The sequence below is a fragment of the Pseudorhodoferax sp. Leaf274 genome, assembly GCF_001422445.1.
Taxonomy (GTDB): domain Bacteria; phylum Pseudomonadota; class Gammaproteobacteria; order Burkholderiales; family Burkholderiaceae_C; genus Pseudorhodoferax.
Genome location: NZ_LMNA01000026.1, coordinates 269,357 through 285,880, shown reverse-complemented (window position 1 = coordinate 285,880; position 16,524 = coordinate 269,357). Strand labels below are relative to the sequence as shown.

Genomic DNA, 16,524 nt, shown 5'->3' with positions numbered 1-16,524 from the left:
GCTTGAAGAATCAGGCCTTGTTCTTTTGCTGGCGGCGACGGATGCCAGCCAGGCCCAGCAGGCCGGCGCCCAGCAGGGCGATGGATGCGGGCTCAGGGATTTCCGTGGCGTTCAGAGCGAATTGGAACGTGACGGGCGTGTTCGTGCGCTCGTAGGTCGAGAAGCCCAGGCAGCCCGTGGCGCCGGTGGCCAAAAGGCACTGGGCATCGTTCAGGTTGAACGCAGGGGTGGCCGAGAAGTTGAACGAGTACGAGTAGCCGTCGTAGGTGAAGGGCTCACCCAGCGAACCGAAGATCACGAAAATGTCGCTGCACAGCTGGGTCGGCGAATCGGTGCCAGCCGTGGGGCAGGTCGTAGCATTGTTCGGGGTTTCGACGAAGGAGACCTTGTAAGCGGCCTTGAATTCCTTGGCAACGCCCGGAGCCGTCAGCGTCAGCTCTGCATTGATCGTGGTGGACTTCAGGGTCCAGCTGTCGTTGGTCAGGTTCGAACCGTTGAAGTGGGTGTAGGTGTTGGCATTCGCGAAACCCAAACCCGTCGTCACCGTGCCGACCTTGGGCGTCTGGGTGATCGTCAGCGCGCTGCGCTGGCCGTTGGCGACGGTGCCACCAACGCGGCCCCAGTCCAGTTGGTTTGCGGAAATGCTCCAGCTCGAGTCCGGATTGGCCGCTGCCGTAGGGCCGGACGAGCGGGACGGAACGAAGGTCGTGGTGCCATCGCCAGCCGATTGGCCGGTGCCGGTACCAGTCGAGCTGGTTGCAGGAGCACCTGCGCCATTGCCGAACCAGCTGGCAACGGTGTAGTTCCAGGTGGTGATCGGGGCAGCGGATGCAGCAGATGCAGCAACCAGAGCGGCTGCAGCGAGGCCCAGCTGGGCGAGTTTGAAATGACGCATGACGAATTCCTTTGATGCGGGCAGAGGGCGGGAGGCACAGACCCAACAGAGTTGGCGAAAAAGTAGAGCAAATCGCATGCCTCTCACGAAAAATCCAGCGATTTCATTGACTTAGTTCTCGTTGACACATTTCAAATGACTGGCGTGTCAAATATTTCGACGTCATGTGACGCGTCATTTCGTGATGCCTTGACCGCCTGTTGCGCTTTGTGGCGTCACGCCGGCCCGACGTTCCACCACGACGGCAACAGCGCGCGCACCGCCCGGTGTGCAAACCGCGCATCGATCAGCACGACCACACCCCGGTCCTCGCGCGACCGGATGACCCGGCCGGCTGCCTGCACCACCTTGCGCAGGCCGGGAAACAGATAGGTGTAGTCGTAGCCGGCTCCGAATGCGTCCTGCATGCGCCGGCGCATCTCCTCGTTGACGGGGTTGACCTGGGGCAGGCCGAGCGTGGCGACGAAGGCGCCGATCAGCCGGTCGCCCGGCAGGTCGATGCCTTCGCCGAAACTGCCACCGAGCACCGCAAAGCCGATGCCGGCACCGCCCGGCGCAAAGCGGGCGAGAAAGTCCTGGCGTTCGGCCTCGTCCATGCGCCTGGTCTGGCGCCAGTGCGGGATGGCCGGGTGCATCTGCGCGAACGCGTTGGCCACCAGGTCCAGGTAGTCGTGGCTACTGAAGAACGCCAGGTAGTTTCCGGGCTGCGCCAGGTACTGCTGCGCCATGAGCGTGGCGATCGGTGCGGCCGAGGCCTGGCGGTCCGCAAAGCGGGTCGAGATCGCGTCGGCCACGTGCACGCGCAGTTGGTCGGCGGCATAGGGCGATGCGACGTCGACAAACGGCGCATCCGCCGGCAGCCCCAGCGTGTCGCGGTAGAAGTCGGGCGGCGCCAGCGTGGCCGAGAACAGCGTGCAGTTCCAGGCGGCTGCCAGCCTCGGCGCCAGGAATTCGGCCGGGATCAGGTTGCGGATGTGCATTTCGGCGTCGTTGCGTCCCGATCCCTTGCCGGCCGGCAGGCGCGTCACATCGACCATGGAATGGGCGCCGAAGCTCTGGGCCAGGCGCAGCCATTGCAGCGCCTCGAACCAGAATGCCTGCAGGGCGCCGTCCAGCGGATGGGGTGCACCGGGCGTGGCATCTGCGAAATAGTCGCCCAGCGCGGCGGCGGCATCCTGCAGCGCAGCGGCCCAGGCCGTCGGGGGCGCGCCGCGCGTGCTGTACGGGCGTTCGTCCTCGGCCAGCAGGGTGCGCCACTGGCGGTCCAGCCGCTCCAGGGGTCGCCGCAGCGTGGCAGGCGCCTCACGCGCCAGCGCGCGCACAGGGCCGCGCTGCATGCCGGCCGAATACATCGCCCGGCCCCGGTCGACCAGGTTGTGCGCCTCGTCCACCAGCACGCCCACGCGCCATTCGTTCTGCAAGGCCAGGGCATACAGCATGGCGCTGCCGTCGAACCAGTAGTTGTAGTCGCCGACCACCACGTCGGCCCAGCGTGCCAGTTCCTGGCCCAGGTAGTAGGGGCAGACCTGGTGCGCCAGCGCCACGTCGCGCAGCGGGGCGCGCGCCATCGGTCCCGCCGCCACGGCCGCGCCGCGGGCAGCCGGCAGCCGGTCGTAGAAGCCACGCGCCAATGGGCAGGACTCGCCGTGGCAGGCCTTGTCCGGGTGCTCGCAGCTTTTCTCGCGCGCGGTCAGTTCCAGCACGCGCAGCGGCTGGCCTGCGGGCGCGATGCGCGCCAGCGCGTCCAGCGCCAGTTGGCGGCCCGGTGTCTTGGCGGCCAGGTAGAACACCTTGTCGATGGCCTTGCCGGGGCAAGCCTTGAGCAGGGGAAAGAGCGTGCCCACGGTCTTGCCGATGCCGGTGGGGGCTTGCGCCAGCAGGGGGCGTCCGCGCGCGGCGGCGCGGTACACGGCCTCGGCCAGTTCGCGCTGGCCGGGGCGGAACTGCGCATGCGGAAACGCCAGCGCCGCCAGTGCCGTGTCGCGCGCCGTGCGGTGGGCTTGCTCCTGGGCCGCCCAGGCGAGGAAGCGCAGGCATTGCTGTTCGAAGAAGGCGCGCAGTGTGGCCGCATCGTGCCGTTCCTCGAACACGGTCTCGCGCTGGCTCGCGATGTCGAAGTACACCAGCGCCAGCGTCAGCGCGGGCAGGCTGCGCTCTTCGCACAGCAAGGCGCCATACACCTTGAGCTGCGCCCAGTGCAAGGCCCGTTGCTGGGCCGGCTGGCGCGCCAGGTCGCCACGGTGCGTCTTGATTTCCTCGAGCCGCTGCCGCGCGGCATCGAAGCCGTCGGCGCGTCCGCGCACCTGCAGGTCGCCATGGCGGCCCTGCAGGCGCACCTCGGCCTCGTAATCAGCGCCGCGCCGCCCGGCCACCAGCGCGTGGCCGGCAATGCCTTCCAGCGCGGTCGGCGCGGGTGTGAAGCGCAGGTCGAGGTCGCCGGCCTTGGCCGTGAACTCGCACAGCGCGCGCACGGCCACCGTGTACGGGGCCAGGCCGGCGGGCGCGCCGGTCAAGGGCAGCTCAGCACCGTGCCCTGCTGCGTGCACAGCCCACCCTGTGGGTTGACCAGTTGGTTGCCCGCACGGTTCAGCCGCTGGCCGCTGCTGTCCCAGCAGCCACCGGCATCGCAGCGCGCCACCTGCGGCGGTTGCGGTGCGGCAGGTGCCGCGATGGCGGGCGTGTCAGGTGTGGCGGGTGCCAATGGCTGCGCCGGTTTCGACCCGCCGGCCGGCGGCAGCACGATCATCGGCCGTTCCGAACGGGATGGTGGCGCAGCGTCGGCCTCTGCTCGAAAGCAGGCACGCGCCGCGCGCTGGCGTGCGGCGCGCAACTGCGCGATGTCGGGCTTGGGTTCCGCCATCACGGCATCCAGCCGCTCGCGTGCGGCCAGGCAGGCTGGAGATTGCAGCGCATCGTCCTGCGGCGCCGCCGCTGCGCCCAGGGCCAGTCCGGCCAGCACGGCTGCGGCGATTGGCCCATGCCAAGCCCTCATCGCGCATCGCCCTTGGGATAGCGCCGGGCACCCAGCAGGTAGGCGCCCGCCCCCAGCAGCAGCGTGCCGGCCGCGACCATCAGCGCCAGCGCGAAGCCGCGCGCCGGTGAGCCCGACCACCCGATCAGCAGAGCCACCAGCGGCGGACCCAGTACCTGGCCGATGCCGTACAGCGCTGTCAGCAGTCCCATGGTGCTGGCGGCGCTGGCGGGCCGCAGGCGGCGCACCTCCTGCATCGCGAAGTACGTGATGGCCGTGAACGGCAGCCCGAGCAGCAGGCTGCCCAGCACGAAGCCCGGCAAGGTGGGGCTGGCCAGGCTCATGGCCACGCCTACGGCCTGCACGGCATGGCACAGCGCCAGCAGCCGCCGCATGTCGCCGCTCAGCGGCACGCGTGTGGTCGCCATCGCACCCAGGATCACGCCGAGGCCGAAGATCGGCCAGAACAGGTCCAGCCAGACCGATGCCGGCAGCGCCGCGCGCGCGATGACGGGCAGGAACGTCGCGGTGATGATGTAGCCGAAGCCGGCGCAGCCATAGCCCAGGGCCAGCAGCGCCATCTCGCCGCGCGGGGCCATGGGCTGCACCGTGGCCTGGCCGGCCGCTGCGGCCACCGGCGGCGCCGGCAGTTCGCCACCGCGCAGCACCGGCCGCACCGCCACCGTCAAGGCGGCGGCCAGCGCGCCGAACACCAGCCAGCCCAGCCGCGCGCTGCCGTCGCCGGCCACCACCGCGCCGGCGATCAGGCCACTCAGCACGATGCCAGTGCCCGGCCCCACGTAAATCATGCCGCCCAGCGCGGCGCGCCCGCGCCGCGCCAGTTGCGCCAGGCACCAGCCCGAGATGTAGACGAAGACGAAGGCGCTCGCCACCCCCGCGGCAAAGCGCAGCGGCGCCCACAGCGCCGGCCAGGGCAGGGCCATGGCCAGCGTCAGCAGCGCGGTGGCGATGAGGCCGCCCTGCACCATGCGCGCGGCATCGGGCGGCGGCGGGTTGCCGAGCCGGCGCCAGAGCCAGGGCTGCAGCGTGCAGAGCACGGCACCCAGCAGGTAACCCAGGTAGTTGGCGCTGGCCAGCCAGCTCGCGCCGGGCAGGTCGATGACGCCGTCGTGCAGCATCATGGGCATCAGCGGCGTGAATGCGAAGCGGCCGATGCCCATGGCCGTGGCCAGGCCGACGGCGCCGGCGGCGGCGATGGCCCAGGGGCCGTACGCCGCCGGGCCCGGGACGGCGGATGGAATCGATGACATAGGGGGATGGGGCAAAGGGGGCCGCGGCATGTTAGCGCCGCGGCCCGCGGCGCCGCTGGCCTGGGGCCATGGCGCGCGCAACACGCTCTAAGATCCCCGCCATGAGCCTTCCCTCGCGATTCTGGTCCGACCTCGGCACGCGCGACTTCGCGCGGCTCGACCCCGCCGCCACTGTGGCCGTGCTGCCCGTCGCCGCCACCGAGCAGCACGGCCCGCACCTGCCCGTGCGCGTGGACGCAGCGCTGGTCGAAGGCGTCATCGCCGCTGCGTTGCCGCACCTGCCCGAGGCGCTGCCCGTGCTGTTCCTGCCGACCCAGGCCATCGGCAGGAGCAGCGAGCACGAGCGCTTTCCGGGCACGCTGTCGCTGTCGGCCGAGACCACCATCCGGCTGTGGACCGAGATCGGCGAATCCGTCGCGCGCGCCGGCCTGCGCAAGCTGCTCATCTTCAACAGCCATGGCGGCCAGGTGTCGATCATGGACATCGTGGCGCGCGATCTGCGCACCCGCTGCGACCTGCTGTGCTACCACGCCAGCTGGTACACGCTGCCGCTGGGCCAGGACGTGGAAGGCCTGTTCAGCCCAGAGGAGCACCGCTTCGGCATCCACGGCGGCGACATCGAGACCTCGATGATGCTGGCGCTGCACCCCGCGCGCGTGGACATGGCGCAGGCCCGCCACTTCCACTCCACCTCGCAGGACCGCGCGGCTGCCTACCCCATCCTGGGCAACGGCAAGACCGCCAAGCTCGGCTGGCAAATGCAGGACTACAACGCCGAGGGCGCCGCCGGCAACGCCGCCAACGCCACGGCCGAGAAGGGCCATGCGCTGGTGAACGCCGCCGGCCGCCAGCTCGCGGCGCTGCTCGCCGAGCTGTGCCACCTGCCGCTGTCCACGCTGGTCGACGCACCACGCCTGGCCGACTGAAGGGCGAAGCCACCGCGCCCGGCTGCACGCGCTGGCCAGGCCCGCTGTCTAAGATCGAGGCCATGCCCATCCTGCGCACCTCCCCCGCCTCGCCCTTCGGCCGTAAGGTCCGTATCGCCGCCGAAGTCGCCGGCCTGGCCGACCGCATCCGCATCGAATCGGCCGACACCAACGACGCCGCCGACGCGCTGCGCCAGCAGAACCCGCTGGGCAAGATCCCCACGCTGCTGCTGGACGACGGCGAGCCGCTGTACGACTCGCGCGTGATCGTCGAATACCTCAACGAGACCGCCGCCGCACCCGTGCTGGTGCCACCCGGACCAGCCCGCATCGGCGTGCTGCGCCACCAGGCCCTGGCCGACGGCCTGCTCGACGCCTGCATCCTGCAGGTCTACGAAGGCCGCTACCGCCCGCCCGAACTGCGCGGCGAGCATTGGCTCGCGCACCAGCGCGGCAAGATGGACCGGGCCCTGGCCCATCTGGCCGCGCACCACGCCACGCCCGGCAGCGGCGTGCCGCACATCGGCGAGATCGGCCAGGCCTGCGCGCTGGGCTACCTGGACCTGCGTTTCGCTGGCGCCTGGCGCAGCGCCCACCCGGCGCTGGTGGCCTGGCTGGACGACTTCGCGGCGCGCGTGCCGGCTTACGCGCGCACCGCGCCGACGGCCTGAGCACCGGCCCTGGGGCCTGTGCGGCGCCCCCCACGCCATCGCTTGTCGCGGTGCCCATGTTCTTTTGGTGATGGAGGGTTGCCGGCGCGCGTCCGCACGGCCGGCACACCCGTGAATGCGCAGGGGACGGGGCCTCGACCCGTGGCGCGGCATCCGCAATTGGGATGATCCACGGCGCAGGCCCTGCAATTCATCTGCTTACCATCGGCAACCAGTTGTCGCACGTCGCGGCACACATCGGGAGCTGCGCGGCGCATGCCACAGGCAGATCGGCTTCTCAAGATCAAGAACAGGCTGGACGCAGGGCAGTTGCTGGGCAAGCAGGCGCTGCTCGATGAGTTGGAGGTGTCGTTCGCCACCCTCAAGCGCGACATGGCCTGCCTGCGTAACGAGTGGCAGGTTCCCGTGCGCTTCGACCGCGAGCGCAACGGTTGGCGCCTGGACGGCGCGGCCGTCGCTGCCGGCAATTACGCACTCGATCTGAAGCTGCGCGAAGACGAGATTCGCGCCTTGCTCGTGATGCAGCACCTGCTGTCGCGGCTGGAGCCCGGCGGCTTGCTCGGCACGCAGATCGGCCCCTTGCAGCGGCGGCTGGCCCGCCTGCTCGACAAAGGGCTGGGCACGCCGGCCGACGTGGCGCGGCGCATCCGCGTGCTGGCGCTGGGCGCGCGCCGCCTGGAGCTGCCGCACTTCCAGGCCGCTGCCCAGGCCGTGCTGCGGCGCCGCCGCCTGCGCATCGTCTACCGCGCGCGCAGCCACGGCCGGGTGGAAGAGCGCGAGGTCTCGCCCCAGCGGCTCGTGCACTACCGCGAGAACTGGCATCTGGACGCATGGTGCCATCGGCACGAGGGCCTGCGCATCTTCAGCCTCGACGCGGTCGAACACGCGCAGGTTCTCGACAGCGCGGCAGTCGAAATGCACGACGCCGACCTGGACGACCAGCTGGCCAGGGGCTACGGCATCTTCGCCGGCAGCCAGGTGCAGATGGCGCGGCTGCGCTTCACGCCCGAACGCGCACGCTGGGTATCGGCCGAGCGCTGGCATCCCGACCAGCGCGGGCGCTTCGACCCGCAAGGCCACTGGCTGCTCGACCTTCCTTTTGCCGACATGCGCGAACTGGTGATGGACATCCTGCGCCACGTGCCCGAGGTGGAGGTGCAGTGGCCGCAGGAGCTGGCGGACGAGGTGCGCAGGCGGCTGCAAGAGGGGCTGCAGCGGATGCAGGGGGCTGGATGAAGGATCAGGGACGTGCGGGCGCGCAGGCGCATGGGGTGAGCCTGGGGGTTGCGACGATAGCGGGCATGAAACCCAAGACTGCTCTTGCCCACATCCGCCTGGAGGCCGATGGTCAACGCGTCGTCGAGCATTGGCTGGTGGATCACTCACTGGATGTCGCCAGCTTGGCCCGGGACTTCGCGGCCACCTTCGGCCCGCAGTGGGCTGCGATCGCAGGCCGCTGGCACGACCTCGGAAAGTTCCGTCCGGGCTTTTACCGCTACATCCGTGGCGTGTCGGGGGCCGACGCGCACCTGGAAGGCAAATGGCCCACAGGCAACGAGAAGACCCACTCCGCCGCCGGTGCCTTGCACGCGCTGGACCTGTTCGAACAACGTTACGGGCCCGCAGGGCGTGTTGTTGCGCGCGTGCTGGCCTACGTCATTGCTGGGCACCACGCGGGGCTGGATGACTGGACGGCCGGCCTGGACACCCGGCTGCTCGGCACCCGTGCGCCGGACAGCCGGCTTGAGTACGACCAGGCCAGGGCCAAATGCCTCGAGGAAGCGCCGGAGCTGCTCGACCTGCCGGCCGGCTTCGACCTGCGAACGGCCGCAGCCGACATTCCCGGCGCGCGCAGCAGCAACCCGCTCGCATTGGCGCTGTGGGTACGCATGCTGTTCTCTGCCCTGGTCGACGCTGACTTCCTCGACACCGAACGCTTCATGGACGAGGGCCGCAACGACCGCCGTTCGGGCTTTGCGACGATCACAAGCTACCGCGAGCAGCTCGACCAGCACTTGGCGCGCAAGGCCGACCAGGTGGCCGCAGAGGGGCGCGAAGCTGATCCCGTGATGCAGGCGCGCCAGACCGTGTTGGCCCAATGCCGCACCAAGGCCGCGTTGCCGCCGGGCGTGTTCTCTCTCACGGTGCCCACCGGCGGCGGCAAGACACTGTCGTCACTGGCTTTCGCGCTTGCGCATGCCGAGCAACATGGCAAGCGCCGCGTGGTCTATGCCATTCCGTACACCAGCATCATCGAGCAGACAGCCGACGTGTTGAAAGGCATCTTCGGCCCTGACGCGGTCATCGAGCACCACAGCCAGGCCGACACCGACCACGCTGCAGAGACCCCGCGCAGCCGCCTGGCCTGCGAGAACTGGGACGCGCCGCTGATCGTCACCACCAACGTGCAGTTGTTCGAGTCACTGTTCGCCGCGCGCACCTCGCGTTGCCGCAAGCTGCACCGGCTGGCCGGCAGCGTGATCGTGCTCGACGAAGCGCAGCTGTTGCCGCCCCGATTCCTGCAACCGATCCTGGATGCGCTGCACGTGTTGGTGGCGCATTACGGCGTCACCCTGCTGTTGTGCACCGCCACGCAGCCGGTGCTGACCGATGGTGCCCGGTTCGATCCGCGTGAGAACCTGCGTGGCCTGCCATCCCCCACACCCATCATCGACGACGAGTCCGCGCTGTTCGCCGCGCTGGAGCGCGTGACCATCGAATGGCCGGCGGACCTGCAGACGCCGCTGTCCACGGATGCATTGGTCGAGCGCCTGGCGGCCGAGCCCTGCGTGCTGACCATCGTCAACACACGCAAGGACGCCGCCGAGATCGTCGCCGCGCTGGATGCGGCCACCGGTGACCGCGCACTGCACTTGTCAGCCGCGATGTGCGGCCAGCACCGCGCGGACGTGATCCGTGACATCCGCCAGCGCCTGGCTGCGCGGCGCGCCGGGACCGACCTGCGTCCGCTGCGGGTGGTGAGCACGCAGTTGGTGGAGGCGGGGGTCGACATTGATTTTCCCGTCGTGTTCCGCGCCCTGGCCGGCCTGGACTCCATTGCACAGGCGGCGGGGCGGTGCAACCGCGAAGGTTTGTTGCCCGGTGGTGCCAAGGGCCGTGTGGTGGTCTTTGTGCGCGCGGTGCCGAAGCTGTTGACCGAGTTGCGCAATGGCGTGCAGGCCTCCATCAGCATCCGTGCCACCGGCATGGGGGAAGCACTGGGGCCGGCGGCGTTCCAGCGCTACTTCCCGCAGTTCTACGACGCATTCCGCAGCCGGGACGAGCGCGGCATCGTCGAGCTGTTGAAGAAGACCAATGACTTCAATTTCAGCTTCGGTACGGCTGCCACGAAGTTCAAGCTCATCGACGATGAAGACCAAGCCCAGGTCATCGTGCCTTACACGAGCCTGGCCGAAGGTGCGGTCGACCCGGCTCCGCTGATCGCCAAGCTGCGCGCGGGCGACACCGACCGTTGGCTGATGCGCGCACTGCAGCGCTACACCGTGACAGCGCGCAAGGCGCAGGTCACGGCATGGCAAACGGCTGGCGATGTACAGGAAGTGCAGCCAGGCTGCTTCCTGTTGATCGATGCGTTGCGCTACGACGAGCGGTTTGGGCTACGACCCGACAACGGCCCGCTGGATCCGGGCAGTTTCTTTATCTGAGTGCCACCAACGGAGGAGAGCCATCCTGTGAAACGCTTCTGCCTTGAAGTCACCGGCGAATTCGCCTGCTTCACCCGACCGGAAATGAAAGTGGAGCGCGTCTCCTATGACGTGATCACGCCCTCCGCCGCCCGCGCCGTGTTCGAGTCCATCTTCTGGAAGCCTTCGGTGAAATGGCATGTGCGCCGCATCGAAGTGCTGACACCCATCCGTTGGGTCAACCTGCGCCGCAACGAGGTCAAGAGCAAGGTGTCCGTGTCGTCCGTGGTCAGCGCGATGCAGGGCGGAGATGCGGACATCGGCATCTACGCCGACGAACCCGACGAGCGTGTGCAGCGCGCCGCGTTGCTGCTGCGCGATGTGGCCTACCGGCTGCATGCCGACATGGAGGTGCGGGCCGACCGCAGCGACCCTGCGCCGCAGGCCAAGTTCCATGCGATGTTCGAGCGGCGCGCATTGGCGGGGCAATGTGTGAACCAGCCTTACCTGGGTTGTCGGGAGTTTGCGGCGCGGGTCCGGCTCGTGACCGACATGGCCAGCGAGCCGGCACCCATCGCCGACAGCCGCGACCTCGGTTGGATGCTGCACGACATGGACTTTGCGAACCCGGCCGATCCTCAGCCGGTGTTCTTCCGGGCGCAGATGCAGCGGGGGGCGATCGACGTCGATGGCCGAGGAAACACGCGATGATCTTGCAAGAACTGGTGAGGTACTACGACAGGCAACGCGCACTGCCCGACAGCGACATTGCGCCGCCGGGATGGGTGCGCCGGTCGCTGGACTATGTCGTTGTCCTGCGTGAGGACGGTATGCCGCTGCAACTTGAACAACTCTTCGAGATGCAGAAGGGAAAGCGTATTGCGCGACAGGTGTTGCTGCCTTCCATTGGCAAGCAAGCGCTGAAGCACACGAACAGTGGAAAAGATGCAAATCTGCTTTGGGACAACGCAAGCTTCGCCTGTGGCTTTGGGAGTCGCGGAGCGGGAAAGCTGGCGAGCTTTGTCGAAACCATCGAGAACTGGTTTCCTGACAGTACCGATGCGGGCGTTGTAGCGGTGCGGCGCTTCTGTGCCCAAGTTCTGCGCGGAAAGCTGGACGGACTTCGACAGCTGATCGAACAAGCCGGGGCCACGGCGGATTTTGATGAGCGCGATGCTCCGATCGCATTCAGGTTGCGGTCTGATGGTTTGACGAAGGTTCACGAACGTCCGGGGGTGCGTTCTGCTTACGCAGCACGCTTGGGCTTGAGTGATCCGAATGCCGTTCTTGGCCATTGCCTTGTTACCGGTCAAAAGAACATCCCTATCGCCGCAAACGAGACAGTGATCAAAGGCGTTTGGAAAGCCCAGACAGCCGGAGCCAACATCGTGTCGTTCAATGCTGCGTCCTTCGTCTCATACGGCAAGGCGGGTAAGCAGGCGGAGAGTGCCCCAATTTCTGCAGAGGCATCGTCCGCTTACACAACGAGCTTGAACCATCTATTGGCGTCGGACCGGAATCGCCTACAGGTCGGCGATGCTTCCACCGTGTTCTGGGCTGACCGTGCCACCGCGTTCCCCTCCCTGCTATCCGATATGTTCGGCGAGGACAAGGACGAGCCAGACCGTGCGGTGCGCACCGTGCAGGCCTTGCTCGATGCGACCAAAAGCGGGCAACTGCCAGTGGGGGAGCGCGACGTGCAGTTCTTCGTGCTCGGCCTGGCGCCCAACGCCGCGCGCATCAGCGTGCGCTTCTGGATCAGGGCGCCCTTCGGCGAACTGGCGCCGCGCATCCTGCAGCACTTCGAGGACCTGCGCGTCGTGCGTCGTTTCGAGAACGACCCGCCCACGCCATCCATGTTCCGGCTGCTGTCCAGCCTGGCGCTGCAGGGCAAGCTGGACAACGTGCCCCCGCGGCTGGCGGGTGAGTGGATGCGCGCCATCCTCGAAGGCCTGCCTTATCCCGCGGGACTGCTGAATGCCGCGGTCGTCCGTTGCAAGGCAGAGCAGGACGTGACCTACCTGCGCGCCGCAGTGCTCAAGGCCTGGCTCAACCGTGAGCAGCGCCGCGCCGACCGAACCCTAGCGATTCAACACGCTCACTTCAAGGAGAACCTGGACATGGAGCAAGACAACGTCCCGTACCGGCTCGGACGCCTGTTCGCGGTGCTGGAACGCATCCAGCAACTGGCCCAGCCCGGCATCAACGCGACCATCCGCGACCGCTACTACGGCGCGGCCAGCACGACCCCGGTGTCCGTGTTCACGACGCTGCTGCGGCTGAAGAACGCCCACCTGAAGAAGCTCTCGGACGGCCAGGAGGCGTACTTCGAACGCTTGATCGGCGAGATCGTGCAGGCCATGACGGACTTCCCGCGCCAGTTGACGCTGGCCGACCAGGGGCGCTTCGCGCTCGGCTACTACCACCAGCGGCAAGCCTTCTACACCCGCAAGGAAGAAGCACCCGCCACCGCATCCACCAACACCACGACAACTCCCCAGGAAGCCTGACCATGCCCATCTCCAACCGCTACGACTTCGTGCTGCTGTTCGACGTGAAAGACGGCAACCCCAATGGTGACCCCGACGCCGGCAACCTGCCGCGGCTGGACGCTGAGACCGGCCACGGCCTGGTGACCGACGTGTCGCTCAAGCGCAAGGTGCGCAATTTCGTTGGCATGGTCAAGGACTGCCAGCGGCCCTACGACATCTACGTCAAGGAGAAGGGCGTTCTGGAGCGCCTGCACCGCGAGGCTTACAAGGAAATCGGCGCTTCTGACGAGCTGGCCGACGACAAGGATGGGAAGGACGCCAAGAAGAAGCGCAAGGGCAGTGAAGACAGCGTGCGCAAGGCGCGCGACTGGATGTGCCAGAACTTCTTCGACGTGCGCACCTTCGGCGCGGTGATGTCCACCGGCGTGAACTGCGGGCAGGTGCGGGGCCCGGTGCAACTGACCTTTGCACGGTCGGCCGATCCGGTGATCGCCACGGAGCATTCCATCACCCGCATGGCCGTGGCCACCGAGGCCGAGTCCGAAAGGCAGGAAGGCGACAACCGCACCATGGGCCGCAAGCACACCGTGCCCTACGGCTTGTACCGCGCGCACGGCTTCGTCTCTTCGTTCCTCGCAAAACAGACTGGCTTTGGCGAAGAAGACCTGGCACTGCTGTGGCAGTCGCTGGGCAGCATGTTCGAGCACGATCGCTCGGCGGCACGCGGCGAGATGTCCACGCGGGGGCTGTATGTGTTCAAGCACCAGAGCGAGCTGGGCAACGCCCACGCGCATGCCTTGTTCGACATGGTGAAGACGCACAGGCTGGCCGACGTGCCTCGCAGCTTTGCGGACTACCGGGTCGACGTGGGCGGCGCCGGCCTGCCTGCGGGTGTCGAGTTGCAGCGCCTCGTCGGTTAGGCGCATCGGCCAACCACGAAGGCTGCAAGCATGGGCACGGCACCGGGCGATCCGCCCGACCCCATTCCCCTGTCCGCCCTGCAGCACTGGGCCTACTGCCCCCGCCAGTGCGCGCTGATCCACCTGGAGCAGGCCTTCGACGACAACATCCACACCTTGCGTGGCAACGCCGTGCATGCGCGGGTGGACCAGCCGGGGGTGGAGACGGCCAAGGGCGTGCGTGTGTCGCGTGCCTTGCCGGTCTGGCACGACGCGTTGGGACTGATCGGCAAGGCCGACGTGGTCGAGTTCTCGCCCACGGGCGCGCCTTACCCGGTCGAATACAAGCACGGCAGCCGCCACAAGGCGGCCGCCATCGCGGCCTGCGACGATCTGCAGCTGGCCGCGCAAGCCCTGTGCCTGGAGTCGATGACCGGGCAGGCGGTGCCGGAAGGGGCGCTGTACTACGCCAGCTCCAAACGCCGCCGCGCAGTGCCCATCGACCCGGTCTTGCGTCGGTCGGTGGCCGATACGACGCTCGCGGTGCGGACCATGCTGGCGTCCGAGGCCCTGCCGCCCCCGTTGGCGGGAGACATGGCGGCGCAGCGCTGCAAAGGGTGCTCTCTCAAAGACCGCTGCCAGCCTGAAGCCAATGCGTCGGTTGCGCTGGACGCGGTGCGCGCGCATCTGTTCGACCCCGATCTGTGAGCCTGCCCCGCCATGCAATTGCTCAACACCTTGTATGTGACCCAGCCCGACAGCTATCTGCGGCTGGACAACGACACCTTGCGCGTGCAGGTGGAAGACGAGACACGGTTGCGCGTGCCGCTGCACCATCTGCAGGCGGTGGTGTGCTTCGGCCGCATTGGCTTGTCCGTGCCGTTGATGCACCGGCTGGCCGACGAAGCCATTGCGCTGGTGCTGTTGGAGGACAGCGGCCGCTTCAAGGCGCGGCTGGAAGGGCGTGTCTCGGGCAATGTGCTGTTGCGGCGCGCCCAGCATGCGCGCTCGGTGGATGCCGGCTTCAGCCTCGACGTTGCACGGGCCTGCGTGGCGGGCAAGGTGAAGAACGCGCGCCAGGTGCTGCTGCGCGGCGCACGCGAGGGCAGGACCGATGACGACGTGGCTGCGTTGACGCGCGGTGCCCTCGATCTGGCGGCGACCTTGCGCGCCCTGCCCGGCGCGGACGATCTGGACACGCTGCGCGGCCTGGAGGGGGAGGCCGCCCGGCAGTACTTCGCACGGCTGCCGTGCCTGGTGCGGAGCGATCTGCGTGCGGACTTCTCCATGGATGGGCGTAGCCGCCGCCCGCCCCGCGACCGGTTCAACGCCTTGCTGTCCTTTCTCTACGCGATGTGGATGAACGATTGCCGCAGCGCGTTGGAGGCCGTGGGGCTGGACCCGCAAGTGGGTTTTCTGCATGCACTGCGGCCAGGGCGTGCCGCGCTGGCGTTGGACCTGATGGAGGAGTTCCGGCCATTCGCCGACCGTCTTGCGCTCACCTTGGTCAACCGCGGGCAGATCGATGCCGGGGGCTTCGACCTGCGCGAAGGCGGCGGCGTTTCTCTGCGCGCAGACGCGCGCAAGGCGGTGGTCGTGGCGTTCCAGGAGCGCAAGCAGGAGACGATCCAGCATCCACTTCTGGCGCAGCCCATGCCGCTGGGCTTGGTGCCGCTGACCCAGGCGCGCCTGATGGCGCGTGCCATCCGCGGCGAGCGGGATGCTGATGGCCGGGAGGCTGGCTATGTGCCGTTCATCTTCCGGTGAGCAGCCGGCGGCGAAGGCGGTAGAGGTGGCTGGATGCTGATCATCGTGTGCTATGACGTGAGCACAGAGACCAGAGCCGGCCGGCGCCGACTGCGCCGAGTGGCCAAGGTGTGCGAAAGCACTGGCCAGCGGGTGCAGCAGTCGGTGTTTGAATGCCAGGTCACCCTGGCCGAATTTGAGCAACTCGAGCGGCGCCTGCTGGCCGAAGTGGATCTTGCGCAGGATTGCCTGCGCCTGTATCGGCTGCCAGAGACCCGAGGCACCGAGGTGCGGGAGCACGGCAAATTCAAAGCCGTTGACTTCGACGGCCCGTTGGTGCTCTGACGGCAGCTGCCTGCCGGCTAAGATCAGAACGCGAACCCAAAGTGCTGGACTTCGGCCAGTGAGGTTCGCGCGCTTCGTAAGCTGTTGTTTTCCATGAACATCTTAAGTCGCACGGGCCGTACGAGTCCGTGTCTGGCACGTTGCTTCGAAACTTTCGCGCAAAGCCGGCGGATTTCTCCTGCCCGAGAACAACTTGTGCGCGAAGCGCATCGCCCGTCAGTAATGGCGGGCGTGGATTGAAACCAAATCTCCTGCGCAGGATCTGCGCTTGCTCGTGGGCATCGCCCGTCAGTAATGGCGGGCGTGGATTGAAACCGCAAGCGGGGTCGGAGCTGCGCTGAGCATGGTCGCATCGCCCGTCAGTAATGGCGGGCGTGGATTGAAACCGCGACGTGGACGACTCCATCACCATCCTGATGGGGCATCGCCCGTCAGTAATGGCGGGCGTGGATTGAAACATGATGTATTTGCTGACGTAGGCGGCCATCTTGGCGCATCGCCCGTCAGTAATGGCGGGCGTGGATTGAAACTTTGTGCTCTACGCGCTATCCCTCGTCAACCTGGGCATCGCCCGTCAGTAATGGCGGGCGTGGATTGAAACTGGAACTCGACGTAGAGCAGCTCGGCCTCGTGCGAGCATCGCCCGTCAGTAATGGCGGGCGTG

At 67.8% G+C, this 16,524-nt stretch carries 14 protein-coding genes and 1 CRISPR repeat array (1 of these 15 running past the window's edge); of the genes, 10 read left to right on the top strand and 4 right to left on the bottom strand.

Annotated elements, in window-relative coordinates; genetic code table 11:
• Nucleotides 1–10 precede the first annotated feature (10 nt).
• The 4 genes from ASF44_RS31255 to ASF44_RS21990 all read right to left on the bottom strand — a co-directional run bounded on the left by ASF44_RS31255 (nucleotide 11) and on the right by ASF44_RS21990 (nucleotide 5,137).
• Nucleotides 11–895, bottom strand: a complete 885-nt coding sequence (locus tag ASF44_RS31255; RefSeq protein ID WP_162243858.1) for a THxN family PEP-CTERM protein — start codon at nucleotides 893–895, stop codon at nucleotides 11–13.
• Between the two features lie 215 nt (nucleotides 896–1,110).
• Nucleotides 1,111–3,408, bottom strand: coding sequence for an ATP-dependent DNA helicase (locus tag ASF44_RS22000; protein ID WP_235579306.1), 2,298 nt, complete (start codon nucleotides 3,406–3,408; stop codon nucleotides 1,111–1,113).
• Nucleotides 3,405–3,854, bottom strand: a complete 450-nt coding sequence (locus ASF44_RS21995) for a hypothetical protein (RefSeq protein ID WP_056901383.1) — start codon at nucleotides 3,852–3,854, stop codon at nucleotides 3,405–3,407. Before ASF44_RS21995 ends, ASF44_RS22000 begins: the two co-directional genes overlap by 4 nt.
• Before the next feature lie 29 nt (nucleotides 3,855–3,883).
• A complete protein-coding gene (locus ASF44_RS21990; protein WP_056901382.1) occupies nucleotides 3,884–5,137 on the bottom strand; it encodes a YbfB/YjiJ family MFS transporter in 1,254 nt (417 codons plus the stop codon).
• A 101-nt stretch (nucleotides 5,138–5,238) separates the two neighbouring features.
• Here ASF44_RS21990 and ASF44_RS21985 point away from each other — a divergent pair, with 101 nt between their 5' ends.
• From ASF44_RS21985 to cas2, 10 genes are all read left to right on the top strand, one after another.
• Nucleotides 5,239–6,063 (top strand): creatininase family protein, encoded by an 825-nt coding sequence (locus tag ASF44_RS21985; protein WP_156374629.1) that lies wholly within the window; start codon nucleotides 5,239–5,241, stop codon nucleotides 6,061–6,063.
• A 62-nt stretch (nucleotides 6,064–6,125) separates the two neighbouring features.
• Nucleotides 6,126–6,734 (top strand): glutathione S-transferase N-terminal domain-containing protein, encoded by a 609-nt coding sequence (locus tag ASF44_RS21980; RefSeq protein WP_056901380.1) that lies wholly within the window; start codon nucleotides 6,126–6,128, stop codon nucleotides 6,732–6,734.
• A gap of 255 nt (nucleotides 6,735–6,989) precedes the next feature.
• Entirely contained in the window at nucleotides 6,990–7,970 is a 981-nt protein-coding gene (locus ASF44_RS21975; protein ID WP_056901379.1) for a YafY family protein, read from the top strand.
• Nucleotides 7,971–8,035: 65 nt separating this feature from the next.
• Nucleotides 8,036–10,399, top strand: coding sequence for a CRISPR-associated endonuclease Cas3'' (locus ASF44_RS21970; RefSeq protein WP_082524964.1), 2,364 nt, complete (start codon nucleotides 8,036–8,038; stop codon nucleotides 10,397–10,399).
• A 27-nt stretch (nucleotides 10,400–10,426) separates the two neighbouring features.
• Nucleotides 10,427–11,089: a type I-C CRISPR-associated protein Cas5c gene (cas5c, locus tag ASF44_RS21965; RefSeq protein WP_082524963.1), complete on the top strand. Its 663-nt coding sequence runs from the start codon at nucleotides 10,427–10,429 to the stop codon at nucleotides 11,087–11,089.
• Complete coding sequence (cas8c, locus tag ASF44_RS31250; protein WP_082524962.1) at nucleotides 11,086–12,888, top strand: type I-C CRISPR-associated protein Cas8c/Csd1; 1,803 nt, start codon at nucleotides 11,086–11,088, stop codon at nucleotides 12,886–12,888. The genes cas5c and cas8c overlap by 4 nt, the downstream gene beginning before the upstream one ends.
• 2 nt (nucleotides 12,889–12,890) lie before the next feature.
• Entirely contained in the window at nucleotides 12,891–13,790 is a 900-nt protein-coding gene (cas7c, locus tag ASF44_RS21955) for a type I-C CRISPR-associated protein Cas7/Csd2 (RefSeq protein WP_056901375.1), read from the top strand.
• 30 nt (nucleotides 13,791–13,820) lie between these two features.
• Complete coding sequence (cas4, locus tag ASF44_RS21950; protein WP_056901374.1) at nucleotides 13,821–14,477, top strand: CRISPR-associated protein Cas4; 657 nt, start codon at nucleotides 13,821–13,823, stop codon at nucleotides 14,475–14,477.
• 12 nt (nucleotides 14,478–14,489) lie between these two features.
• On the top strand, nucleotides 14,490–15,536 hold the full coding sequence (cas1c, locus tag ASF44_RS21945; RefSeq protein WP_056901373.1) for a type I-C CRISPR-associated endonuclease Cas1c: 1,047 nt from the start codon (nucleotides 14,490–14,492) through the stop codon (nucleotides 15,534–15,536).
• 33 nt (nucleotides 15,537–15,569) lie between these two features.
• Entirely contained in the window at nucleotides 15,570–15,860 is a 291-nt protein-coding gene (gene cas2, locus ASF44_RS21940; RefSeq protein ID WP_056901372.1) for a CRISPR-associated endonuclease Cas2, read from the top strand.
• Nucleotides 15,861–16,066: 206 nt separating this feature from the next.
• A CRISPR array of direct repeats spans nucleotides 16,067–16,524; the repeat unit is 37 nt; unit sequence GCATCGCCCGTCAGTAATGGCGGGCGTGGATTGAAAC; it runs 6,379 nt beyond the window's last position.